21 protein-coding genes are annotated in these 23,044 nt (G+C 50.9%); 9 read left to right on the top strand and 12 right to left on the bottom strand.

Features of this window, described 5'->3' with window-relative positions; genetic code table 11:
- Positions 1–224 precede the first annotated feature (224 nt).
- Together ACTHUG_RS10645 and ACTHUG_RS10640 are read left to right on the top strand one after the other, a co-directional pair.
- Complete coding sequence (locus tag ACTHUG_RS10645; RefSeq protein ID WP_440386614.1) at positions 225–392, top strand: hypothetical protein; 168 nt, start codon at positions 225–227, stop codon at positions 390–392.
- Positions 393–461: 69 nt separating this feature from the next.
- On the top strand, positions 462–782 hold the full coding sequence (locus ACTHUG_RS10640; protein WP_440386615.1) for a hypothetical protein: 321 nt from the start codon (positions 462–464) through the stop codon (positions 780–782).
- 7 nt (positions 783–789) lie between these two features.
- Here ACTHUG_RS10640 and ACTHUG_RS10635 read toward each other — a convergent pair whose 3' ends face one another.
- The 3 genes from ACTHUG_RS10635 to ACTHUG_RS10625 form a co-directional block, all read right to left on the bottom strand.
- Positions 790–1,443: an IS1595 family transposase gene (locus ACTHUG_RS10635; RefSeq protein WP_440386616.1), complete on the bottom strand. Its 654-nt coding sequence runs from the start codon at positions 1,441–1,443 to the stop codon at positions 790–792.
- 112 nt (positions 1,444–1,555) lie between these two features.
- Positions 1,556–2,542, bottom strand: coding sequence for a malate dehydrogenase (locus tag ACTHUG_RS10630; RefSeq protein WP_440386617.1), 987 nt, complete (start codon positions 2,540–2,542; stop codon positions 1,556–1,558).
- Positions 2,543–2,663: 121 nt separating this feature from the next.
- The gene (locus tag ACTHUG_RS10625) at positions 2,664–3,638 is read right to left on the bottom strand and encodes a PhoH family protein (protein WP_440386618.1); all 975 of its coding nucleotides are present in this window, start codon (positions 3,636–3,638) and stop codon (positions 2,664–2,666) included.
- Positions 3,639–3,739: 101 nt separating this feature from the next.
- On the opposite strand from ACTHUG_RS10625, the gene ACTHUG_RS10620 reads away from it, so the two are divergent.
- The 3 genes from ACTHUG_RS10620 to rlmB all read left to right on the top strand — a co-directional run bounded on the left by ACTHUG_RS10620 (position 3,740) and on the right by rlmB (position 5,567).
- Positions 3,740–4,450, top strand: a complete 711-nt coding sequence (locus ACTHUG_RS10620; RefSeq protein ID WP_440386619.1) for an AzlC family ABC transporter permease — start codon at positions 3,740–3,742, stop codon at positions 4,448–4,450.
- Complete coding sequence (locus ACTHUG_RS10615; protein WP_003680717.1) at positions 4,447–4,755, top strand: AzlD family protein; 309 nt, start codon at positions 4,447–4,449, stop codon at positions 4,753–4,755. The genes ACTHUG_RS10620 and ACTHUG_RS10615 overlap by 4 nt, the downstream gene beginning before the upstream one ends.
- Before the next feature lie 62 nt (positions 4,756–4,817).
- Positions 4,818–5,567, top strand: coding sequence for a 23S rRNA (guanosine(2251)-2'-O)-methyltransferase RlmB (gene rlmB / locus ACTHUG_RS10610; RefSeq protein WP_440386620.1), 750 nt, complete (start codon positions 4,818–4,820; stop codon positions 5,565–5,567).
- A 53-nt stretch (positions 5,568–5,620) separates the two neighbouring features.
- Here rlmB and ACTHUG_RS10605 read toward each other — a convergent pair whose 3' ends face one another.
- The 3 genes from ACTHUG_RS10605 to pdxH form a co-directional block, all read right to left on the bottom strand.
- Positions 5,621–7,213: a vWA domain-containing protein gene (locus ACTHUG_RS10605; RefSeq protein ID WP_440386621.1), complete on the bottom strand. Its 1,593-nt coding sequence runs from the start codon at positions 7,211–7,213 to the stop codon at positions 5,621–5,623.
- A 253-nt stretch (positions 7,214–7,466) separates the two neighbouring features.
- A complete protein-coding gene (locus ACTHUG_RS10600) occupies positions 7,467–8,525 on the bottom strand; it encodes a pseudouridine synthase (protein WP_440386622.1) in 1,059 nt (352 codons plus the stop codon).
- Between the two features lie 159 nt (positions 8,526–8,684).
- Complete coding sequence (gene pdxH, locus ACTHUG_RS10595; RefSeq protein WP_440386623.1) at positions 8,685–9,317, bottom strand: pyridoxamine 5'-phosphate oxidase; 633 nt, start codon at positions 9,315–9,317, stop codon at positions 8,685–8,687.
- Between the two features lie 111 nt (positions 9,318–9,428).
- On the opposite strand from pdxH, the gene dut reads away from it, so the two are divergent.
- The 3 genes from dut (at position 9,429) to guaA (ending at position 12,108) form a co-directional block, all read left to right on the top strand.
- Positions 9,429–9,881, top strand: a complete 453-nt coding sequence (gene dut, locus ACTHUG_RS10590) for a dUTP diphosphatase (RefSeq protein WP_003680707.1) — start codon at positions 9,429–9,431, stop codon at positions 9,879–9,881.
- 186 nt (positions 9,882–10,067) lie between these two features.
- A complete protein-coding gene (locus tag ACTHUG_RS10585) occupies positions 10,068–10,394 on the top strand; it encodes a hypothetical protein (RefSeq protein WP_440386624.1) in 327 nt (108 codons plus the stop codon).
- 148 nt (positions 10,395–10,542) lie between these two features.
- Positions 10,543–12,108 (top strand): glutamine-hydrolyzing GMP synthase, encoded by a 1,566-nt coding sequence (guaA, locus tag ACTHUG_RS10580; RefSeq protein WP_440386625.1) that lies wholly within the window; start codon positions 10,543–10,545, stop codon positions 12,106–12,108.
- Between the two features lie 126 nt (positions 12,109–12,234).
- Here the strand turns inward: guaA and ACTHUG_RS10575 are convergent, their stop codons facing one another.
- Positions 12,235–13,107 carry a pirin family protein gene (locus ACTHUG_RS10575; protein ID WP_440386626.1) on the bottom strand — a complete coding sequence of 291 codons (873 nt, stop codon included), beginning with the start codon at positions 13,105–13,107 and terminating at the stop codon, positions 12,235–12,237.
- Positions 13,108–13,240: 133 nt separating this feature from the next.
- Here ACTHUG_RS10575 and ACTHUG_RS10570 point away from each other — a divergent pair, with 133 nt between their 5' ends.
- Positions 13,241–13,591 (top strand): winged helix-turn-helix transcriptional regulator, encoded by a 351-nt coding sequence (locus tag ACTHUG_RS10570; RefSeq protein ID WP_440386627.1) that lies wholly within the window; start codon positions 13,241–13,243, stop codon positions 13,589–13,591.
- A gap of 113 nt (positions 13,592–13,704) precedes the next feature.
- Here the strand turns inward: ACTHUG_RS10570 and gloB are convergent, their stop codons facing one another.
- The 5 genes from gloB to rep all read right to left on the bottom strand — a co-directional run bounded on the left by gloB (position 13,705) and on the right by rep (position 23,033).
- Positions 13,705–14,454, bottom strand: a complete 750-nt coding sequence (gloB, locus tag ACTHUG_RS10565) for a hydroxyacylglutathione hydrolase (protein WP_440386628.1) — start codon at positions 14,452–14,454, stop codon at positions 13,705–13,707.
- A 23-nt stretch (positions 14,455–14,477) separates the two neighbouring features.
- Complete coding sequence (locus ACTHUG_RS10560) at positions 14,478–15,563, bottom strand: hypothetical protein (protein WP_440386629.1); 1,086 nt, start codon at positions 15,561–15,563, stop codon at positions 14,478–14,480.
- A gap of 184 nt (positions 15,564–15,747) precedes the next feature.
- Positions 15,748–16,533, bottom strand: coding sequence for an HNH endonuclease (locus tag ACTHUG_RS10555; protein ID WP_440386630.1), 786 nt, complete (start codon positions 16,531–16,533; stop codon positions 15,748–15,750).
- Between the two features lie 296 nt (positions 16,534–16,829).
- The gene (gene purL, locus ACTHUG_RS10550; protein ID WP_440386631.1) at positions 16,830–20,726 is read right to left on the bottom strand and encodes a phosphoribosylformylglycinamidine synthase; all 3,897 of its coding nucleotides are present in this window, start codon (positions 20,724–20,726) and stop codon (positions 16,830–16,832) included.
- Between the two features lie 306 nt (positions 20,727–21,032).
- Complete coding sequence (rep, locus tag ACTHUG_RS10545; protein ID WP_440386632.1) at positions 21,033–23,033, bottom strand: DNA helicase Rep; 2,001 nt, start codon at positions 23,031–23,033, stop codon at positions 21,033–21,035.
- Between the last annotated feature and the right edge of the window lie 11 nt (positions 23,034–23,044).

Raw genomic sequence — 23,044 nt, 5'->3', positions numbered from 1 at the left:
GAATTATATTCTTTATTTGTATATTTTATCTAACAAGTAAAATGGTAGAAATAAATTTATTTTTAAATATAATTTTTTCTAGTATGAAATTTAATATTGAACTAATTTTAATATTTTTTTTATATTCTTTTCTATTATTAATAAATGTTTATCTGAAATTGAATAAAAAATAAGCACATGTAGTTCAACTAACAGAGCAGGAGGAAATTAAAAAGATTGACTGGATGCAGGTGATTGCCATCGGCGCGGTGGTGGTTCTAGTTATTGCCATTGGTGCGGCGGTTACGTTTTTCACTGCTGGGACGGGTACTGCGCCCTACGCCGTTTCGGTTCAGGCTTTTTTGACTTTTATAGGATTAGGTGCGGCAGCAGTTGGTGCGGCGGCCAGGTAAGCGAACAGGCCGTCTGAAAACGGTTTTTCAGACGGCTTAAAATATTCAATCTCTACGAAAGGACAAAGCATGACCCCTAAAGAACAAAAAAACCGTTTGAACGACATTATGTTTCATGCGCAGCGTTGCGAACTGTACGACGACGAACACAGGCTGTATGCCAAGATGGGGCTGGGCATTACTATATATTTCTACGGCGGCTGGAGTGAAAGCGGGCAGCGGAAGGTATTGGATGTGTTCAGAAAGTATCAGGAAAAATATAACAAATATTTGAACGGCCTATTTAGTAGTCTTCAAAATAAGAGGTTTGTCAAATTTACTGAAAAACAATTTGCTACTACTATCGATAAACTATCAGTTTATGCTGAAAAAAATAAGGGGCTGTACTAGATTAGCCCTAAATTTCACACCACTCCCGCAGGATTTTAAGCTGCCGGGAGGGTGTGCCGAAGTTAAACCGAAATTCGCATTCTTTCAAGAACAGCGGGAAGGATTTGCGATCGATTCCGTTGTATTTGCGTAAGACGCGTTTTGCCTGATTCCAAAAGTTCTCAATGCCGTTAATGTGGTTCTGACGGTCTGCAAATTCCTTGGAATGGTTGATGCGGTAATGGATAAAACCGCTCACGTCCAACTTGTCGTAACTGCTCAGACTACCAGTATAAACAATACTGTCCGGCATAATTTTCCGTTTGATAACAGGCATCAAAGTATCGGACTTAGCATTATCTACGACAACGGTATAGACCCGTCCGTTGCGTTTCAGGATGCCAAAGACAACCACCTTTCCTGCCGCACCGCGACCACGTCTGCCTTTACGCCGTCCGCCGAAATAGCTTTCGTCCAACTCAACAGAGCCCTCAAAAACCTCATCGGCAGCCAAGGCCAAATGATGGCTGATAACCGTGCGGATTTTACGGTAGAACAGTGCTGCCGAATTGGGATGGATGCCCAAAATATCGGCGGCAGAACGGGCGGTAACTTCCAGCACAAAAAAACGGAGCAGTTCTTTCTGTACTTTTTTCTTTAATTTGCAGTGCGTTATCTTCATATTTCGAGGGTAACATATCTGCTAATCTAGTACAGCCCCTTTAAAAATGATTGTAGAATGGGCATTTAATTATTTAGGCCGTCTGAAATTTGGTTTTCAGACGGCCTTTGTTTTAGAGTAGATCTTGGATGGCTGAACGCTCTTCTTCCAATTCGGCCAGCGTGGCTGCAATACGTTTTTGGCTGAATTCGTCTGACAAATCTAAGCCTTGGACGATGCGGTAGCTGCCTGCGTCGCAAATGACGGGGAAGCCGAAAACCAAACCTTCGGGAATGCCGTAAGAGCCATCGGATGGAACGCCCATCGTTACCCATTTGCCGCTGCTGCCGAGCAGCCAGTCGCGCAGGTGGTAGATGGCGGCATTGGCGGCGGAGGCTGCGGATGATGAGCCGCGCGCGGCGATAATGGCGGCACCGCGTCCGGCGATTTTCGGCATGAAGACTTCGGTGTTCCAGTCGGGTTCGGTAATCATGTTTTGGACGGACTCGCCGTTGCTGGTGGCGTAGCGGTAGTCGGCGTACATGGTCGGGCTGTGGTTGCCCCAGACACACATTTGCTCGATGGAAGTAATCGGGCGGTTGATTTTTTCGGCAATTTGGCTGACGGCGCGGTGGTGGTCGAGACGCATCAGGGCGGTGAAATTTTCCGGCGGGATGTCGGGTGCAGACTTCATGGCGATGTAGGCGTTGGTGTTGGCTGGGTTACCGACGACGAGGACTTTGACGTTGCAATGGGCAACTTTGTTTAACGCCGCGCCTTGTACTTTGAAAATTTCGCCATTGGCGTGCAGCAAGTCGGCGCGTTCCATGCCTTGCGTACGCGGGCGCGCTCCAATCAAGAGGGCGATGTCGGCATCTTTGAAGGCGACTTCGGGGTCGTCTGTGGCGAAGATGTCGGCCAAGAGTGGGAAGGCGCAATCCTGCATTTCCATAATCACGCCGCGCAATGCTTGTTGCGCCTGTGGCAGGTCGAGCAGTTGCAGGATAACGGGTTGGTCGCGTCCGAGCATAATGCCGCCGGCGATACGGAAGAGGGTGGCGTAGGCGATTTGGCCTGCCGCGCCGGTAACGGCGATTCGGACGGGTGGCTTGAGGGTCATATTTTTCCTTTTGAAGTCGTTGTTTTACTTGATTTTCGGATTATAGCAGCATTATGTGACGAATGATGTAGGAAGGCCGTCTGAAATTTAATTTTCAGACGGCCTTCAGTGTTTGAAAAGATTATTCGTCGTTTTTCTTTTCAGCTTGTTCTTCGGCAGCTTCATAGGCTTCGACGATTTTCTGTACCAATGGATGGCGGACAACGTCTTCGCTGGTGAAGGTGTGGAAATACAGGCCTTCTACGTCGCGCAGTTTTTCGCGTGCATCTTTCAAGCCGGATTTGATGTTGCGCGGCAGGTCGATTTGGCTGATGTCGCCGGTAATGACTGCTTTGGCACCGAAGCCGATACGGGTCAGGAACATTTTCATTTGTTCGGGGGTGGTGTTTTGCGCTTCGTCCAAAATGACATACGCGCCGTTGAGCGTGCGGCCGCGCATATAGGCCAGCGGTGCAATTTCAATCAAACCTTTTTCCATCAGTTTGGTCACGCGGTCGAAGCCCATCAAGTCATAAAGCGCATCGTAAAGCGGTCGCAGGTAGGGGTCGACTTTTTGCGCTAAATCGCCCGGCAGGAAGCCTAATTTTTCGCCTGCTTCGACTGCTGGGCGCACCAAAACGATGCGTTCGATTTGGTGCTTTTCCATGGCATCGACGGCGGCGGCAACGGCAAGATAGGTTTTGCCCGTACCGGCCGGGCCTAAGCCGAACACGACATCGTGGTTGAGCAAGGCGCGGATATAGCCGTTTTGGCGCGGTGTGCGGCCGCCGATGCTGCCGCGTTTGGTGCGGAAATAGTATTGTTGGTCGTGGTGTTTTTCTTCGTGTTTTTCATCTGCTGTTTTGGCTTCAACGGCCGCGAGGCTGATGGCGTTGTCGTCCAAGTCGCCTTTTTCTGCGGCTTCGGCAAGCGACAGCAAGGCACGGCGGCCGGCGTGTGCCAGTTCGCCCATGAAGGTGAAATGTTCGAAGCGGTGGCTGATTTGGATATTAAGGGCTTTGCCTAAGGCTTCGAGATTGCTGTCGAGTGCGCCGCACAGGCGTTGCAATACGGTATTGTCAATTTCTTCAAACTGCAGATGGACGGTGTGGGTCATATCGGTTTCCGTAAATAAATCTATTTTTCCGTATTATACCCTTGTTCAGACAGCATGCTTTATAATACGTCGCTTCTTTTTAATAAACCGTTTCAATTAAAATGAATCACACTGTTTCTCCCCAATCGGAATTTCTGCGCGGTATCAAAGAAACCTCGCCCATGTTGATCGGTCTGTTGCCGTGGGCGCTGATTTTGGGTATGCAGGGCGGGCAGAAGGGCATGAGTTGGCTGGAAATGCTGCTGATGACGGGCATGAATTTTGCCGGAGGTTCGGAATTCGCCGCAGTCAATTTGTGGGCAAATCCTTTGCCGATTCTGCTGATTGCAACGGTAACGTTTATGATTAATTCGCGCCATATTCTGATGGGTGCGGCGATTGCGCCGTATATGAGGGATATGCCGTTGAAAAAGGCGATGCCTGCGCTGTTTGTGATGTGTGATGAAAGCTGGGCAATGGCGTTTGCTGAAATTCAAAAGCGTAAGGCGGCAGGCTTGCCTGCGTTCAATATGCCGTTTTATGCCGGTGTGTGTTTTATTTTGTATGTAACGTGGATTGGTTTTGCGGCGTTTGGCGCGGCAGTCGGTCCGATGTTCGGCGATGTGGCGGCTTGGGGCTTCGGCATGGCGTTTCCTGCGGTGTTTTTGGTGTTGCTGCGCGGTATGTGGAAGAGCTTTGCGGCTTCACGCCCTTGGTTTGTCAGCCTGATTGTGGCGTGCGTAACCTATTTGACCGTGGACGGCGCATGGTATGTTCCGGCCGGAGCGTTGTCGGGTTTGTTGGCGGCGTATTTTTGGGGAGAGCAAAAATGAAGGATTTGTTGTCGCTGCAATCGTTTTTGCTGTTTTTAAGTATGTTGGCCGTAACCTATTCGACCCGATTAATCGGCTTTTTTGCATTGCGCAACCGTACGTTGAGCCGTCGCGCGCAAGTGGTTATGGAGGCCGCGCCGGGCTGCGTGTTGATTTCCGTGATTGCGCCTTATTTTGTATCGGACAAACCGCATGAGCTGATTGCCATTGCTTTAACAGTATTGGCCGCCAGCCGGTTTTCGATGTTGGTGACGGTATTAATCGGCGTTGGCACATCGGGCATACTCGGTTATTTGATGAAATAAAAAATTTTCAGACGGCCTTACTTGTTATAATGGCCGTCTGAATTTTTTGATAAAGCAAAAACATGGCAAACCAACGACTCATCTATGGCTTTCACGCCGTCAATGCCCGTTTGTGGCAAAACCCGAAATCGATTACCGAACTCTATATCCAAGAGGGCAAATCCGATGCGCGCACCCGCGATGTATTGGATAAAGCGGCCTCTGAAAACGTACGCGTGCATTTTGCCGATGCCGACCGCCTGAATGCCATCAGCAAAGGGGCGCGTCATCAGGGCGTGGTCGGATTTATCGATGCTTCCAAAAACCATGTTCACTTGGAAGATGTGTTGGAAAACCTGAGCGAACCACCGTTTTTGCTGGTATTGGACGGCATTACCGATCCGCACAACCTCGGCGCGTGTCTGCGTACTGCCGATGCGATGGGCGTGCATGCCGTGATTGCGCCCAAAGACAAAAGTGTCGGCCTGAATGCGACCGTCAGCAAAGTTGCCTGTGGTGCGGCGGAAACCGTGCCGTATATTACCGTAACCAATCTTGCCCGTACTTTGCGTGAATTGAAAGAATACGGCATTTGGATTGTCGGTACGGACATGGGCGGCGACTCCGACCTTTACCACTGCGACCTGCCCGACAGTGTGGCTTGGGTGATGGGCAACGAAGGCGAGGGCATGCGCCGCCTGACGCGCGAACATTGTGATATGCTGGTATCGATTCCGATGTTTGGCACAGTCGAAAGCATGAATGTTTCCGTCAGCGCTGGCATGGTATTGAGCGAAACACGCCGTCAACGCGTGTTGAAATCGGAAAAATAAAAAGTGTAATTAAAAGGCCGTCTGAATGTTTTTCAGACGGCCTTTTTCAGGTTTTATTCTTTAACCAAAGGACCTGATTGCTTTTCATTACCGGCGGCAATGCGAACCAATTGGAGAAATTCCGATTTCAGCTCAAACGGATCATCGCCTTGGACTTGCTGTGCCATGTTTTCGATGTCTCTCCAACTGAGTTTGCCGTTGTATTCACCGCCGCGCAGGGCTTGCGCATAGGAAGCTGCGGCAAGGGCGAGCAGGGTGTCTTTATCGGCTTGCTCCAGCGGTTTGCTACCAACGGGAATTGCTTGTTCCATCAGCTTGCTGTCTTTTTTTCCAGGTAGTTTGTAGCGTACTTTGACAAAGGCGTATTCGTTTTTACTGCCTTTGGCGGCCGGGGCTTTTTGATAGCGTGATTCGTTCAGCCAACCGTTTTTGCCTGCCGGAATGATTTCATAGATGGCGGTCACGCTGTGGCCTGAGCCGATATCGCCCGCATTTACTTTGTCATTGTTGAAGTCTTCATTGCGCAGGGTGCGGTTGGTGTAGCCGACCAAGCGGTATTCTTTGACAGTGGCAGGATTGAATTCGACTTGGATTTTGACATCTTGTGCAACGGTGGCGAGTGTGGAGGTCAGCTGCTGTTGCAGGACTTTTTTCGCTTCTTTTTCGTTGTCAATGTAGCTGTAATTGCCGTCGCCTGCATCGGCAATTTGTTCCATCATGTCTTCGTTGTAATTGTCCGTACCGAAGCCTAGCGTACTGAGTGAAACGCCGGTTTTACGCTTTTCGGCAACCATGGATTTGAGGGTTTCGGTATCAGATACGCCAACGTTAAAGTCGCCATCGGTCGCCAACAGGATACGGTTGATGCCGTTGGGTACAAAGGCTTTTTGCGCTTCTTCGTATGCCATGCGTAAAGCGGATTCGCCCGAAGTCGAGCCTGCGGCTTTCAGCTTGTCGATGGCCTTCAGGATGGTTTCTTTATCTGAACCTGATGTGGGCGGAAGCACCAGCTCTTCGCCTGATGAATAGGTAATCAGGGTAACTTTGTCCTGCGGGCGTAATTGTTGGGTCAAGATACGCAGCGTTTTTTGAACCAACGGAAGTTTATTTTCTGCAGCCATACTGCCGGATACGTCCACGAGGAACACAAGATTGGCGGGCGGCAGGTCTTTCTTTGCCGTGTCTTGTGCTTGGATACCGATTTTGATCAGCTTGGCTTCCGGTTGCCATGGAGAATCAATGGTTTCAGTGTGAACGGCAAAGGGACGGCCGTCAGTAGGCAGTGGATAGTTGTAAGGGAAATAATTGATGATTTCCTCAATGCGCACGGCATCTTTGGGCGGCTGTTTGCCGTTGTTCAGAAATCGGCGGACGTTGGCGTAGCTGCCGGTATCGACATCGATGCTGAATGTGGAAACAGGTTCTTGAGCAACGGATTTAACCGGTTGGTCGGGTTGGTCTTGGTAGCGTTCTGTATTTCGAACCTTGACAGTAGGTGTTTTAACCTTCTGTATGGCAACAATTTGGCTTTCCTTGAATCCTAGAGAGGGACCAAAAGAGGGGTTCGAGTATTCTTTTGAGTCAGAACACGCAGTCAAAGCTGCCAAAGTGAGTATGGAAACGGTTTTTAGGAAGAAACGGGGCATGATTTAAGCTCCAGGAAAATATCACATGCTGATTATTATAAAGTGTTGATGGCAGTGTATTGGCAGATTCAACGAGAGCGCAGAGTCACTTTTTATTTGGATTTTAATGTGTGAATAGTGGGTTAAGTTTAAATCAGGACAAGGCGGAGTAATGCGGTACTGGTCTAAACTTAACCCACTATTTTATGACTTAGGCAAGATTTTGTCGGGCTGAGACGATTTTGTAAAGGCCTCAGCCCCGATTTATCTTACATTAACTTTTCTTCCGGCGACGTTCGCCTGGCAGCAGCATATCTGCCCATTTGATGATGTTGGCAACTTCTGCCGGATTGAGTTCGTAGAACTGGCCACGTTTGAGGCGGTTTGGCAGGCCGATAGGGCCGAAGCCTACGCGGACGAGGCGGCTGACGGTGAGGCCTTGGCTTTCAAAAATGCGGCGTACTTCGCGGTTGCGGCCTTCTTTGATGACGACGTTGTACCATTTGTTTGCGCCTTCGCCGCCTTGTTCGTAGATACGTTCTACTTTTGCCAAACCGTCTTCGAGCATCACGCCTTCTTCGGTCAGGACGCGCATTTGTTCGGTGGTCAACTCGCCCAATACGCGCACGGCGTATTCGCGTTCGACTTCAAAGCTAGGGTGGGCAAAGCGTTGAACCAGTTCGCCTGAGGTGGTCAGGATCAAAAGGCCGCTGGTATTGATGTCCAAACGGCCGATGGCCACCCAGCGGCTGCTGGCTGCTTGCGGCAGGCGGTCAAAAATGCTGACACGGCCTTGCGGGTCGTCGCGGGAAACGATTTCGCCTTCTTGTTTGTAGTAGAGGATGATGCGCGGCAGGCGGTCTGCCCATTTGAGTTTGATGATGCTGCCTTTGACGGTAACATGGTCGTCGGGTGTGACTTTTTCGCCCAGTTGGGCGACGCGGCCGTTGACCGTTACCCAGCCGTTGCTGATCCATTCTTCCATTTCGCGACGTGAGCCGACCCCGGAGGCGGCCAGGACTTTTTGCAGACGCTCGGGTTCAAAGCGGGAAAGGTCGCTGCGGCGTTCTTTCAAATCGCGGGCGTGCTCCATGATTTTTTGATTTGGGTTGCGGACAACCAGTTTTTTGGCTTTGGCGGCACGTTGTTTTGGGGCAATATTTTGAGCTTTAGGGCCGTCTGAAACTTTTTGGCCGTAAGGTTTGCCTGATGTTTTGCGTTCGTTGTCTGGACGTTTTTTATTGGCGAAGGATTTGGCCGGTTTGGAAGGTTTCTTGGCGGCAGATGATACGCCGTCGCGCCATTGGCGTTTGCTGGAAGGCTGTTTGGACATGATTTTTCCTAACTCGCTTGAAAAAGCGGTTCTTCTGCGGCGGTTGCGGCAGGGGTTGGATTGGGGGAAAAGGCCGTCTGAAAATCAGATTCAGACGGCCTGCCGATGAAAGGCTGTATTGTAACTCAACCAGTAAATTTTTGTTTGAAAATCCGAAAATTATGGCGAAAGGCGTTCGCGTATCCAGTTGCCGTCAACCAGGCGGTATTGAATGCGGTCGTGCAGGCGGCTGGGGCGGCCTTGCCAGAATTCGATGCGGTCGGGAATAACGAGGTATCCGCCCCAATGCGGCGGGCGGGGAACATGCAGGGGATGTTTGACACCGACGGCTGCGGCTTTGGCCACCAAGACGGCTTTGCTGGAAATCACTTCGCTTTGTTCGCTTGCCCATGCGCCGATACGGCTGGTGTAGGGGCGGCTTTCGAAATATTCGTCCGAAGCGGCGGCGTCGAGTTTTTCGATGCGTCCTTCAATGCGCACTTGGCGCTCGAGTTCCGGCCAGAAAAAAGTCATGGCGGCAAAGGGGTGTACCGTATAGGAGCGGCCTTTGCGGCTGTGGTAATTGGTAAAGAAAACAAAGCCTTTGGGGTTGACTTCTTTCAGCAGCACCATGCGGCTGTTGGGTCTGCCGTCTTCGCCTACGGCGGCAACGTTGACCGCGGTCGGCTCGTTGACTTCGGCGTGAATCGCTTCGTTCAGCCATTGCTCGAATTGGACAATCGGGTCGGCGTGGCACTCGGCTTCCGATAGCTCGCGTTTGCTGTAATCTTCGCGGATATTGTGTAAATCCATGATTTTTCTCCTTAGGTCTGACTGAATCATACTCCGTTTTTTCAGACGGCCTCAAGGGCATTTGTGTATAATCGTAGCCCTTTCTAATTTAGAACCATATGGAGTCCCGTCATGCAAACCGAAGTCGAACTGAAAATCTTAAATCCGAAAATGGCCGATTCCCTGCCTGCTTATGCAACGCCCGGTTCTGCCGGTTTGGACTTGCGTGCCTGCTTGGATGAAGCCGTTGTATTGCAGCCAGGCGATGTGTATCTTGTGCCGACCGGTTTGGCGGTGCATTTGGCCAACCCTGCGTATGCAGCCGTTTTGTTGCCACGTTCCGGTTTGGGTCATAAACACGGTATTGTTTTGGGCAATTTGGTCGGTTTGATTGACTCGGATTATCAAGGCGAATTGAAGGTTTCTTTGTGGAACCGTGGTAAAGAAGCGTTTACCATCGAGCCGATGGAGCGTATCGCGCAAATGGTGATTGTGCCGGTTGTCCAAGCTGCGTTTAAGGTTGTGGACGAGTTTGCTGCCAGCGAGCGGGGTGAAGGCGGATTCGGCAGCACCGGCAAAGCCTGATGATTTAAAAGGCCGTTTGAAACAGGATAAATTGAAATATTCGATTTCGGTTTGCCACGGTTCAGACGGCCTTTTTGTTGTGCCAACCTTTGCATAATTACACACAAGATTGCATTTTTATATCTTGCCTGCATGTCCGGCGCACCCAATAATACAGGCCGTCTGAAACCTTTACGGAGCGTTGTTATGTCCCGCCCCTCACTTTTCCTGCCTTTATTTTTGATTATCTTTGGCGCGATTTGGTTTTTACGTGCTACGGATATTTTGCCTGCGACATCGACCATGATTGCCAGCGCATTAATTATTTTGGGCTTTGCCGTGTTGATTATGGACGGCATCAACAAACAGTCCATCGTTTCCGGCCCGATGTTGGTTTATATCGGTACAGCCATTTATCTGCACATGAGTTACTGGATTTACCTTTCGCCGTTATTGGCCATCGGCATGGTCGTGTTGGGTTGCCTGCTGTTGCTCTCGCGCAGCGATATGATTCCTGAGAAACACACAAAATAGAAAGATGAGAGATTTGGGTTTTGCCCTATAAAGGCCGTCTGAACAATGGTATAATCCGCCGATTCAGACGGCCTTTTTTATTGTGGTTTAAATTTGAAATTTACCCTCCCGGCCGCACCGTTTTCTTACATTTTGCAAAGTTTCCGCCATGACCCAAGACAAAATCCTCATCCTCGACTTCGGCTCGCAAGTTACCCAGCTGATCGCCCGCCGCGTGCGCGAAGCCCACGTTTACTGCGAACTGCATTCTTTCGACATGCCTTTGGAAGAAATCAAAGCCTTCAATCCGAAAGGCATCATTCTCTCCGGAGGTCCCAATTCCGTTTACGAATCCGACTATCAAGCCGATACCGGTATCTTCGATTTGGGCATTCCGGTTTTGGGTATTTGCTACGGCATGCAATTTATGGCGCACCACTTGGGCGGCGAAGTCAGCCCGGGCAACCAACGCGAATTCGGTTATGCGCAAGTGAAAACCATCGACAGCGAGCTGACACGCGGCATTCAAGATGATGCGCCTAATACGCTCGACGTTTGGATGAGCCATGGCGATAAAGTTTCCAAACTGCCTACCGGCTTCTCTGTCATCGGCGATACGCCGTCTTGCCCGATTGCCATGATGGAAAACGCTGAGAAACAATTCTACGGCATCCAATTCCATCCTGAAGTGACCCACACCAAACAAGGCCGCGCGCTGTTGAACCGCTTTGTCTTGGGTATTTGCGGCGCACAACCCAGCTGGACCATGCCGAACTACATCGAAGAAGCCGTTGCCAAGATCCGCGAACAAGTCGGCAGCGACGAAGTGATTTTAGGTTTGTCCGGCGGCGTGGACTCTTCCGTAGCGGCCGCGCTGATTCACCGTGCCATCGGCGACCAACTGACCTGCGTGTTTGTTGACCACGGCCTATTGCGTTTGAACGAAGGCAAGATGGTGATGGATATGTTTGCCCGCAACTTGGGCGTACGCGTGATTCACGTTGATGCCGAAGAGCAGTTTTTGGCGAAACTTGCCGGTGTGGCCGATCCGGAGAAAAAACGCAAAATCATCGGTGCGGAATTTATCGAAGTATTTGATGCGGAAGAGAAAAAACTCACCAACGCCAAATGGTTGGCGCAAGGTACGATTTACCCCGACGTAATCGAATCCGCAGGTGCGAAAACCAAAAAAGCCCACGCCATCAAATCCCACCACAATGTCGGCGGCCTGCCTGAAAACATGAAGCTCAAATTGCTTGAGCCGTTGCGTGATTTGTTCAAAGACGAAGTACGCGAATTGGGCGTGGCTTTGGGCTTGCCACGCGAAATGGTGTACCGTCATCCGTTCCCGGGCCCGGGTTTGGGTGTGCGTATCTTGGGTGAAGTGAAAAAAGAATACGCCGACTTGCTCCGTCAGGCGGACGACATTTTCATCCAAGAATTGCGCAATACTACCGATGAAAACGGTACATCTTGGTACGACCTGACCAGCCAAGCCTTTGCCGTATTCCTGCCTGTGAAATCCGTCGGCGTGATGGGCGACGGTCGCACATACGATTACGTCGTAGCTTTGCGTGCCGTGATTACTAGCGACTTCATGACTGCGCACTGGGCAGAACTGCCATACTCGCTGCTCGGCCGCGTGTCCAACCGCATCATCAACGAAGTCAAAGGCATCAACCGCGTGGTTTATGATGTCAGCGGCAAACCGCCTGCCACGATTGAGTGGGAATAATCCCTAAATAATAAAGGCCGTCTGAACAGATATTGTTCAGACGGCCTTTTTTGCACTGATGAGCTTGGTTAACGCATACAATGAAATCAATCAGCAAACTTTCCGTTAGCGGTTTAAGCAAATATCTTAATCAATACGGCCGAATTTGCCGCTTTTGAAATCGCTGATGGCTTGTCGGATTTCTTCGGCAGTATTCATCACAAATGGGCCGTAGCCGACTACGGGTTCATCAATCGGAACGCCGGAAAGCAGCAAGATTTTGGCTTCTTCGCTACTGGCTTTTACGCGCACTTTACCGCCGGTTTGCTCAAAATTGACCAATTCTCCGGCTGTTGCCTGTTCATTGCCATTAAACGTCACCGCTCCGCGCAGGACAACCATAGACAGATTGTGATTGTCGGGTACTGCCAATTCAGCCTCTTTATTGGCATGAAGCACAATATCCCAAACATTCATTTCGGTGAACGTGTTCGCCGCGCCTTTTACGCCGTCATGTTCGCCTGCAATCAGACGTAAGTAGCCGGCTTCGTCGGGAAATTCGACGACGGGAATATTTGCTTTGGCAAGATGCTGATAGCGTGGCGGCGTGTTTTTGTCTTTGGCGGGCAGGTTGACCCAAAGTTGCACCATTTCAAAGAGTCCGCCTTTTTTGCTGAAGTTTTCAGAGTGGAATTCTTCATGAATAATGCCTGAGCCAGCGGTCATCCATTGCACGTCGCCTTCGTAAATAATGCCGCCTCCGCCGCTGGAGTCGCGGTGTGCTACTTCGCCGTGGTAGGCGATGGTAACGGTTTCAAAGCCTTTGTGCGGATGTTGTCCGACACCGCGCGGACCGTGCGTTTCGTTGGGTGCAAATTCATACGGTGCGGCATAGTCCAGCATCAGGAATGGATTGGTGCCGCGGTCGTCAGCCATGTGGGAGAACAAAGGTTGCACGAGGAATCCGTTGCCTACCCAGTGTTGGCTGTCGGCTCGGTAGATTTGTTTGATGTTGCGCATGATAAAGTTCCTTCTTTTTATGGCCGTCTGAAGCCTTTCAGATGGCCTTTTGTTACAGAATGCTTGTATTATAGGGGGTACAAACTTTATAACAAGTACGCACATTTTTGATACTGTGGTTTGGAGATTTTGTATGTCGGAAACAGAACACGCACACGGCTCTTGCTGTCCGGTCGTTAATACTTTGGATATTATCGGCGGCAAATGGAAGGTATTGATTTTATATTATTTACACGGGGAAACCCGACGTTTCAATGAGTTGCAGCGTTTGTTGGCAGGTATTACCCAGCGGATGTTGACGCTGCAGCTGCGCGAATTGGAAAACGACGGTATCGTTCATCGGGAAGTGTATCCGCAGGTACCGCCGAAGGTGGAATACTCGCTGACTGAGTTTGGGCGGACGCTGATGCCTGTGATCGAAGCCATACACCGTTGGGGCGAGCAATATGCTGCGGAATGTGTGAAACATAAAAAGCAGCCGTAGGCTTATGCTTTTATGGTTATGATATTGATGAAGGCTTTAAGGCCGTCTGAACAGGCGTGATTCATGGTTTCACGCTTATTCAGACGGCCTTATTCTTTAGGGACTAAGCCCAATCAAAATTGATTTTTCAATTCACGCAAAGCGGCGAAGACTTCGAGTTCGCTGTTTAATTTTCGTCCGCTTAATTCTTCGGCGCGTGCCTGAACTTGGGGCAGGTGTACGCGGAAAAACGGATTGACTTTGCGTTCGTGCACCAGGCTGACAGGCAGTGTCGGCGTGTGTTCGGCTGCGGCCAAGGCCGTCTGAATGTCGGCGTTGTCCGGCTCGATATGTTGGGCAAAGCGCAGATTGGAGGCGGTATATTCGTGCGCCGGATAAAACAGCGTTTCTTCGGGCAGCTGGTTGAATCGGTGGAAGCTGTCGTAAAGCTGCTCGATTGTGCCGGTAAATACGCGGCCGCAACCGGCGGAAAACAAGGTATCGCCGCAGAAAACGTGCAGGCCGTCTGAATTTTCCAGCAGATAGCTGATGTGTCGGTCGGTATGGCCGGGAGTTGCCCAAACGGTAACCAAGCCTTCGCCAAACGGGAACTGCGTACCTGCGGTGACGGTATGCGTCGCCACGTCGATGTCGCTTTCGCCATAGATTGGGGATTCTAAGAAGCCGTTGTGCAGCGCTTTTGCGCCGCCGATATGGTCATGATGGGGATGGGTAATCCATGTTTGTGCCAGCATCAAGTGGTTGTGAACAAGGAATTTTAAGACCGGCGTGGCATCGGACGGATCGACGCAGACGGTATGGTTGCCTTCTTGAATCATCCAGATGTAGTTGTCGTTTAGGGCTTGGATTGGTGTGATTTTCATATGCTTTCTTCTGGTTTGGGGTTTCAGACGGCCTCTAAATAATCTTTGATATTCGGACTTTGGCCGAACACGGCTTCATGGGCTTGCTGGATGCACAGTCGGTTGAACAGCAATCTTTGGGTTTGGTCACCGTCGATAATCCGCACTTGGCCTTGCAGTTTGGGCGCGTCGTGATGAAAGGTGTTTTTAAACGCGTGCCAACGGTCAGCTTGCAGATGGACGATGGCAAACATATCGTGCGAAATATTGACGCCGACGCTCAATAGCTTGGCCGAGGCTTGCAGGCAGAAACCGCTGTCGCCAAACAGGCACAGCCCCGTGTTTTCAGGATAGCGGAACAATTCGATTTTCACGGCTTCGGGTTCGGCAAAGATGTTGCAAAACAGCCGTTCAAACAACGACGGCTGCGCCACGCCTTCGCTCAACATACCGTAAAGCCCGCCCAGCCAATCGACATAGCCGAGAAAGGAAAAACGGTAGTCCTGCATAATGGCTTCGATGCGCTTGGGGTCGCGTTTGCTGATCAAGCGGACAAATTCAAAACCGACTTCCGGCAGCCGCGCCCGAAGCGTTTGGTTCAGGCGGTGGGCAAACAGGTTTTTATGGTTGTGCGGATTGCGCAGAATACCGAGGAATTTCAGCCGCAATATCCGCCACAAGGCATCCGGTACTTTGACGGTATCGGCATTTGCCGTAGATGTTTTCAGACGGCCTGCGGGTAAGATGCGCAGATGGTCGCAGGCATCTTCGTAGCCGCTTTCATGACGGTTGAACCAGCTTTCCAGATTGTATTGGTTGGCAGAGTCTTCGACAAAGGTCAGCGTATAGAGGTTTTTCGCCGCCAAGTTGCCGATGATGTTGACGCTTGTCGCTTCGCTGCGGTTTTGTTCTTTGCCGCGGGCTTTTTCGCCAGGATGGAATATGGACAGTGGCAGGCGATAAACGTTTTGGTTTTGCGGGCTGACCTGTGGATTATGCGCATGTTGCCGCTGCTCGGTTTGGGCGATGAAGTGGTGTTCCTTCGTCGGATTTGCGGTCAATAGGGCGTAAGGCTTTTCGCCGCATTCGGGAAATTCGCAATCACTGAGGATAAAGGCTTGTCGAGTCATAATGTCGGGAAAGGCCGTCTGAATATGTCGATTATAGTTTAAAAGAGGGAATTATACAGAATGATGGCGGCGGGTTTGGTCTTTATACGCAAAAGGACGCAAAAAGGCCGTCTGAAAACAAATATAGCGTGGTTCGCTAAATCGTTTTCAGACGACCTTAAATCAACGGACTGTTCAACACTACCTATTCTTCTTTTTGGAAAACGTGGTTGCGGTGATACTCGAAATATTTTTTGCTTTTTGGTCGAATTTCTAATTTCATATCGGGAAAAATTCCAAGCCGCTTTTGATTTTCCAGATTGATTTTTGGACTGATTTTTATCGTACCGTCGATATCAAACGTAATCAGACCGCTATCGAATAATGCGTCGATATTGGGTGCGAGCATCAGACCGTTGAAGGGATCTAACCGCTCTTTATCGTTGCACTTACTCCAAGGTTTAATATGGCTGGCGATGAGTAAAGGCTGGATATCTAGACCTGTTAGCGGACAGCTCGGATACAGTTCGAGTAGTTTTTGCCGGAATCTGCCTTGCCCTTGACGAGCTTTTATTAAGGTTTCGATTTCGGTTCGCTTTTCTGGTTCAATTTCGGATGCTAATTGTTCTTTGAGTTTACTGAGATCTTGTTCCAAAGATTGGGTTGAGTTTATTTGAAAATTTGTTGGTTTGTATAATTCAAATATTCCTCCTTTTTTCCACCATAAAAAGTCTTGGTGCATTGATTCGTGATAATGCTTCCTTGAGTTTGAATTGACACTAAGTACATGCAAAGAAGCATGTGTATCATCATTATAGTCAGGAGTAATCTGCCATTGGTTTTTTAGTTCTTCAATCTGTTCATCTACATCTTTTACCTTAAATTGTGTTTTGCCCATATCATGCAGATGTAAGACGATTCTTTTTATAATTTCTATCGTCCCATCAATATGTTCCCCATTGATCCGTGCGGAATATTTTGTTTTCGCCATTAAGTCTTCCTATCAAAGTTAAGTTTTCTAATTTAATTATTTGGGGTAATGCATTGATTTTCCAATGACCGTCATTCCCGCGTAGGCGGGAATCCAGAAGCTTGAATTTACAGTAGTCTTTGAGTATTTCTGAAATGCAGGGGGCTGGATTTCCGCCTGCACGGGAATGACGGCGGTTGGTTCGGTATTATACGCAAAAGAACATATAAAGGTCGTCTGAAAACAGATATAGCAGAATCCGCTAAATCGTTTTCAGACGACCTTTTCTTTAAAGCCGAATCAAATCAGCCTGCCGGTTAACCCAAAGCCTTCCTTGCTCCGGCGAAGAGGCGGTACCAGCCGGACAGTTCCGTCCAGTCTTCCGGTTTCCAGCTCATTTGTGCGGCGCGGTATACGCGTTCGGGGTGGGGCATCATGATGGTGACGCGGCCGTCGGCGTTGGTAACGCCGGCGATGCCTCGCGGCGAACCGTTGGGGTTGAGCGGGTAGGTTTGGGTAACTTGGTTTTGTCCGTCGACGTATTGCAGCGCGATGCCGAGGCCGTCTGAAATTTTGCCGCCGTGAAGTGCGAAGTCGGCGCGGCCTTCGCCGTGGCTGACCACGACAGGCAGGCTGGAGCCTTGCATTTCGTTCAGAATCAGGGAGGCTGATTTTGGGACGTGAACCATGCTCAGGCGCGCTTCGAACTGTTCGCTCAGGTTGCGTTTAAACTTCGGCCAGCCTGCCGTGCCGGGGATGATTTCGGCGAGATTGCTGACCATTTGGCAGCCGTTGCACACGCCCAATGTCAGCGTGTTCGGGTCGGCGAAGAAGGCGGCGAACTGGTCGCGCAAGGCGGGGTGGAACAGGATGGATTTCGCCCAGCCTTCGCCTGCGCCGAGTACGTCACCGTAGCTGAAGCCGCCGCACGCCGCCAGCATTTTGAAGTCGGCAAGGTGGACGCGGCCTGCCATCAGGTCGGACATATGTACGTCGTAGGCATCGAAACCGGCGCGGGTAAAGGCAGCGGCCATTTCGATTTGTCCGTTTACGCCCTGTTCGCGCAGAATGGCGATTTTGGGTTTCGCGCCGCTGTTGATGAATGGCGCGGCGATGTCTTCATTCACGTCAAATTTCACGTCGGCAAACAATGCGCTGCGTTCGTTGTCGCCAATCAGGGCAAACTCGCTGTCGGCGCAGGCAGGGTTGTCGCGTAAGCGTTGGATGGCGTGGCTGGTTTCCTGCCATGCGCGTTGCAGGTCGGCGCGGTTTTGTTCCAACACGATGCCTGCCTGATTGCGGATAACGATTTTTTCGTCAGAACCGATGGTGGCAACGGTATGCAAGGGCAGCGCCGCCGCTTTGAACAAGGCTTCTGCTGCCGCGACATCTTGTTTGGCAATTTGAATCACTGCGCCCAGTTCTTCATTGAACAATGCGCGGATGCTGGCTTCGTTGACGTCGGCTTGGTTGGCAACCAGTGAAGTCAAATCCACGTTCAAGCCGCATCGTGCCGCAAACGCCATTTCCACCAACGTCGCAAACAAGCCGCCGTCGCTGCGGTCGTGGTATGCCAAGAGTTTGTCTTCGGCGACAAGCTGTTGAATCACGTTGTAAAACGCTTTCAGACGGCCTGTATCGTCCAAATCAGGTGCATCGCCGGTCATGTTGTTATAAACCTGACCAAACGCCGAGCCGCCCATGCGCGCTTTGCCGTTGCCCAAGTCAACCAGCAGCAATACGCTGTCTTCGACGTTTTTCAACTCAGGCGTAACGGTTTTGCGTACGTCTTCCACTGGCGCAAACGCAGAAATAATCAGGCTCAACGGCGATACGACGGATTTTTTCTCTTCGCCGTCCTGCCAAACGGTTTTCATCGATAGGCTGTCTTTACCCACGGGAATGCTCAAATCCAATGCCTGACAGGCTTTGGAAACTGCTTCGACGGTGCGGTAGAGTTTTTCGTCTTCGCCCTCGTTGCCACACGCCGCCATCCAGTTGGCGGAAAGTTTGATGTTGCCGATGTCGCCGATGTTGACCGCCGCGATGTTGGTAATGGCTTCGCCGACGCACATTCTGCCCGAAGCAGGCGCGTCAAACAGGGCAATAGTCGGTTTTTCGCCCATAGACATCGCTTCGCCGCGATAGGTGTTGAAGCCCATCATGGTCACGGCGCAGTCGGCCACGGGGGTTTGGTATTTGCCGACCATTTGGTCGCGGTGGGTCATGCCGCCGACGCTGCGGTCGCCGATGGTAATCAGGAAGTTTTTGGCGGCTACGGTAGGCAGGCGCAAAACGCGGTAGGCAGCTTCGGTAATGTCGATATCGCCGGCGTTAAACGGTTTTTCAGACGGCGTAACCGTTTTGTCGGTACGCGTGGTTTTAGGCGGTTTGCCGAGCAAAACGTTCAACGGCAAATCGACAGGATTATTGGAGAACAAATCGTCGCGTACTTTCAAATGACCGTCGTCGGTCGCCGTGCCGACTACGGCAAATGGGCAGCGTTCGCGTTCGCAGATGGCGCGGAAGGTGTCCAAATCTTTTTCCAAAATCGACAACACATAACGCTCTTGCGATTCGTTACACCAAATTTGCAACGGATTGAGGCCGTGTTCTTCCAGCGGTACTTCGCGCAGCTTGAATACCGCGCCGCGACCGGCATCGTTGACGAGTTCGGGGAAGGCGTTGGACAGGCCGCCCGCGCCGACGTCGTGGATGGAGATAATCGGATTCTTATCGCCGAGCTGCCAGCAGCGGTCGATGACTTCTTGCGCGCGGCGTTCGATTTCAGGGTTGCCGCGTTGTACGGAGTTGAAGTCCAAAGACGCGTCATTTGTACCGGTGTTCATGGAAGAAGCCGCACCACCGCCCAAGCCGATGAGCATGCCCGGGCCGCCTAGTTGGATCAGCAAGGCGCCTTCGGGGATTTCGTCTTTGTGTGTTTGTTGTGCCTGAATGCTGCCCAAGCCGCCGGCAATCATAATCGGTTTGTGATAGCCACGGACTTGACCGTCAAATTTTTCTTCAAAGGTGCGGAAGTAGCCCAAGAGGTTCGGGCGGCCGAATTCGTTGTTGAACGCCGCGCCGCCAATCGGACCTTCAATCATGATGTCTAAAGGAGAAGCAATATGGCCGGGTTTGCCGTAGGCTTGTTCCCAAGGCTGCTCCAGGCCCGGGATATTCAGGTTGGAGACGGTAAAGCCGGTCAAGCCCGCTTTCGGACGCGAACCTTTGCCCGTTGCGCCTTCATCGCGGATTTCACCGCCCGCACCCGTTGCCGCACCCGCAAACGGTGCGATGGCGGTCGGATGGTTGTGTGTTTCCACTTTCATGATGATATGCGTGTCTTCTTCGTGGAAACGGTAGCCTTGGTTTTCCGCCGCATTCGGATAGAAACGCTCGATTTTTGCGCCTTCGATCACGGACGAATTGTCTTTATAGGCAACGACTGTACCTTCAGGATGCGCATTATGTGTGTCGCGAATCATGCCGAAAAGGGATTTCGGTTGTTTTTCGCCGTTGAGGATGAAATCAGCGTTGAAGATTTTGTGGCGGCAGTGTTCGCTGTTTGCCTGAGCAAACATCATCAGCTCCACATCGGACGGATTACGGTTTAAAGCCTGATAGTTTTCAACCAGATAATCGATTTCGTCGGCTGAAAGCGCCAAGCCCATTTCGGTATTGGCTTTGACCAAAGCCTCTTTACCGCCGCCCAATACATCTACGCTGGAGAAGGTTTCCGATTGGATGTGGTGGAACAGTTGCGCCGCTGCATCGATGTCAGTCAACACGCTTTCGGTCATGCGGTCGTGCAACAGGGCTGCCCATTGTTGTTTTTGCCCGTCGGTAAGCGCACCTTCCAGCCATACGGCCATGCCGCGCTCGATGCGCTCAATGCCTTCCAAACCGCAGTTTTCGGCGATATTGGTTGCTTTGGAAGCCCAAGGCGAAATGGTGCCCAAACGGGGCGTTACCAAAAATAAATGCAAGCCCTCGCGCGCTTTGGGCGTTTGTTCAACGCTTTGCGCCGCCAGTAAGGCTTGCAGTTTTTCGACTGTCGCGGCATCAAGTGCTTTTTCGCTACCGACAAAATACCAAAATTCGCTGCTTAATTTGACTTCGGGCAGGCCGAGTGCGGCTGCTTTTTGAAAGAGTTTTTCAACACGGAAATCGGAAAGGGCGGTTACACCGCGCAAGGGCAGAACAACAGACATGGATTCAGCTCACAAAATGCAGTTGGGGAATCCATTATTATACCTGAAAAATGCGATTTTGCTTGTGAATTTATACTTGAAATGTTGACAATTTTTACTTGTGAACAGAAGACGGAAGAAGCCGTCTTTCTGTCCTTTTGTTTATTTTATATCTGATTATTCAGTTATTTTTATTTATTTTTGAAGGATTGGGCGAAATGGAGTCGGATAGGTGCGACGACATAAAGTGAGGATTATTGTATGGTTGTTTGTGATTTTTTGCTGACAATAAGGCCGTCTGAAACCTTGTTTTCAGACGGCCTTGCGTTATCCTTTCTTTTTATTCCCCAGCATATCCAGCAATCCTGCCAAATGACTTTTTCCTTCTTCCTTGCTCACAATCGGATCGCCGCCTTTGCGTCCTAAAATCTTGATGTCTTCCTGCGGCATTTCGTCTATGAAACGGCTTGGCTCGGGGAACTGCCATGTACCTTGCTTTTTGCGTTTGAGGCAGTGGGTCAGTGTAAGCTGGCGTTTGGCGCGGGTGATGCCGACGTACATCAGGCGGCGTTCTTCTTCGACATTGTCTTCTTCGATGCTGTCGTTGTGCGGCAGGATGCCTTCTTCGCAGCCGACGAGGAAGACGTAGGGGTATTCCAATCCTTTGGAAGCGTGCAGGGTGGAGAGTTTGACGGCATCGACTTCTTCTTCACCTTTACCTTCCAAAAGCGTCATCAGGGCGATGGTTTGGGCAAGCTCGATGATGTTTTTGCCGTCTTGCTCGCCTTTGCGTTCCAGCCAGCCGGTCAGGTCGGTAACGTTGCGCCATTTGATCTCGCCTGCTTTGCCTTCCTCGTTGGCCAACAGGTGGTTTTCGTAGTCGATTTCATTCAGCAGATTATGGATAAGCTCGCCCGCTTCGTGGGTTTCGGCTTTGGTGCGGTAACTTTCCATCATATCCATGAAGGCTTGCAGATGTTGGCGGTTGGTATTGTTCAACAGGGCAAGGGCTTCTTCGGTTTGCGCGGCTTCATACAGGCTGCATTCGTGTTCGTGCGCGTAGGTGTTGAGCTTGCCCAGCGTTACATCGCCGATGCCGCGTTTGGGCGTGGTCACGGCACGCAAGAAGGCGGGATCGTCGTTGGGGTTGGCAAGCAGACGCAAATAGGACAAAACGTCTTTGATTTCGGCTTTGTCGAAAAAGCTTTGCCCGCCGGAGAGTTGGTAGGGAACGCGTGCGCTGCGCAGGGCTTCTTCAAAAATCCGCGCCTGATGGTTGCCGCGGTATAACACGGCGAAATCGGCGTATTGGGTTTTGTCGCCGCCGACCAGTTTCTGCTTGACGATTTGGCTGACGACCCAGTCGGCTTCGTGCTGCTCGCTTTGGCAGGCGACGACTTTGACGATTTCACCTTCGCCGAACTGCGACCAAAGTTTTTTCGTGAACAGCTTGGGGTTGTTTTCAATCACTTTGTTGGCGATTTTGAGAATCCGCGCGGTGGAGCGGTAGTTTTGCTCCAGCTTGATGACCTTCATCTGTGGATAGTCTTCCTGCATTTTACGCAGGTTTTCCATGTTCGCGCCGCGCCAAGCGTAGATGGACTGATCGTCATCGCCGACGGCGGTAAACATCCCTTCTGCGCCGGTCAAGAGCTTCATCAGCGTAAATTGGCAGGTATTGGTGTCCTGACATTCGTCAACCAACAGATAACGCAGCCGCCGCTGCCATTTGTTGCGCACTTCGCTGTTTTGCTGCAACAGCACGGCAGGCAGGCGGATTAAGTCGTCGAAATCCACCGCCTGATAGCTTTGCAGGGTTTCCTGATAACTCGCATAGACGCGCGCTGTTTGTTGCTCCCACACATTGGATGCCGTCTGAACGGCAACTTCGGGCGTTTTTAAATCGTTTTTCCACAGGGAAATCTGGTGCTGCGCTTTGAATACAGCTTCTTTGCCCGTACCGCCCAAAAGTTCGCCGATGATTTTCGCGCTGTCGGTAGAGTCGAGGATGGAGAAGTTTTTTTTGTAACCGATTTGGTTCGCCTCTTCGCGCAAAATCTTCATGCCCAAAGAGTGGAACGTGCAAATCGTCAACCCGCGCGTTTGCGATTTGGGCAGCATTTTGGCGACGCGCTCCTGCATTTCCGTAGCGGCTTTGTTGGTGAAGGTAATCGCGGCGACGGTATGCGGCAGATAGCCGACATTGACAATCAAATGCTTGATTTTTTGCGTAATTACGCCGGTTTTACCACTGCCTGCGCCGGCAAGGACGAGCAGGGGGCCGCCAAGATATTGGACTGCGGCTTGCTGTTGAGGGTTGAGTTTCATTGAAGGAGGAA

It is taken from the genome of Neisseria sp. P0022.S009, from assembly GCF_051956675.1.
Taxonomy (GTDB): Bacteria; Pseudomonadota; Gammaproteobacteria; order Burkholderiales; family Neisseriaceae; genus Neisseria.
The sequence above is the reverse complement of the archived record's forward strand: the minus strand, read 5'-3'. Positions and strand labels throughout refer to the sequence as shown.

Coding starts and splice junctions, on each gene's coding strand:
- ACTHUG_RS10645 (WP_440386614.1), top strand. CDS start 225: ATGCAGGTGATTGCCATCGGCGCGGTGGTGGTTCTAGTTATTGCCATT.
- ACTHUG_RS10640 (WP_440386615.1), top strand. CDS start 462: ATGACCCCTAAAGAACAAAAAAACCGTTTGAACGACATTATGTTTCAT.
- ACTHUG_RS10635 (WP_440386616.1), bottom strand. CDS start 1,443: ATGAAGATAACGCACTGCAAATTAAAGAAAAAAGTACAGAAAGAACTG.
- ACTHUG_RS10630 (WP_440386617.1), bottom strand. CDS start 2,542: ATGACCCTCAAGCCACCCGTCCGAATCGCCGTTACCGGCGCGGCAGGC.
- ACTHUG_RS10625 (WP_440386618.1), bottom strand. CDS start 3,638: ATGACCCACACCGTCCATCTGCAGTTTGAAGAAATTGACAATACCGTA.
- ACTHUG_RS10620 (WP_440386619.1), top strand. CDS start 3,740: ATGAATCACACTGTTTCTCCCCAATCGGAATTTCTGCGCGGTATCAAA.
- ACTHUG_RS10615 (WP_003680717.1), top strand. CDS start 4,447: ATGAAGGATTTGTTGTCGCTGCAATCGTTTTTGCTGTTTTTAAGTATG.
- rlmB (WP_440386620.1), top strand. CDS start 4,818: ATGGCAAACCAACGACTCATCTATGGCTTTCACGCCGTCAATGCCCGT.
- ACTHUG_RS10605 (WP_440386621.1), bottom strand. CDS start 7,213: ATGCCCCGTTTCTTCCTAAAAACCGTTTCCATACTCACTTTGGCAGCT.
- ACTHUG_RS10600 (WP_440386622.1), bottom strand. CDS start 8,525: ATGTCCAAACAGCCTTCCAGCAAACGCCAATGGCGCGACGGCGTATCA.
- pdxH (WP_440386623.1), bottom strand. CDS start 9,317: ATGGATTTACACAATATCCGCGAAGATTACAGCAAACGCGAGCTATCG.
- dut (WP_003680707.1), top strand. CDS start 9,429: ATGCAAACCGAAGTCGAACTGAAAATCTTAAATCCGAAAATGGCCGAT.
- ACTHUG_RS10585 (WP_440386624.1), top strand. CDS start 10,068: ATGTCCCGCCCCTCACTTTTCCTGCCTTTATTTTTGATTATCTTTGGC.
- guaA (WP_440386625.1), top strand. CDS start 10,543: ATGACCCAAGACAAAATCCTCATCCTCGACTTCGGCTCGCAAGTTACC.
- ACTHUG_RS10575 (WP_440386626.1), bottom strand. CDS start 13,107: ATGCGCAACATCAAACAAATCTACCGAGCCGACAGCCAACACTGGGTA.
- ACTHUG_RS10570 (WP_440386627.1), top strand. CDS start 13,241: ATGTCGGAAACAGAACACGCACACGGCTCTTGCTGTCCGGTCGTTAAT.
- gloB (WP_440386628.1), bottom strand. CDS start 14,454: ATGAAAATCACACCAATCCAAGCCCTAAACGACAACTACATCTGGATG.
- ACTHUG_RS10560 (WP_440386629.1), bottom strand. CDS start 15,563: ATGACTCGACAAGCCTTTATCCTCAGTGATTGCGAATTTCCCGAATGC.
- ACTHUG_RS10555 (WP_440386630.1), bottom strand. CDS start 16,533: ATGGCGAAAACAAAATATTCCGCACGGATCAATGGGGAACATATTGAT.
- purL (WP_440386631.1), bottom strand. CDS start 20,726: ATGTCTGTTGTTCTGCCCTTGCGCGGTGTAACCGCCCTTTCCGATTTC.
- rep (WP_440386632.1), bottom strand. CDS start 23,033: ATGAAACTCAACCCTCAACAGCAAGCCGCAGTCCAATATCTTGGCGGC.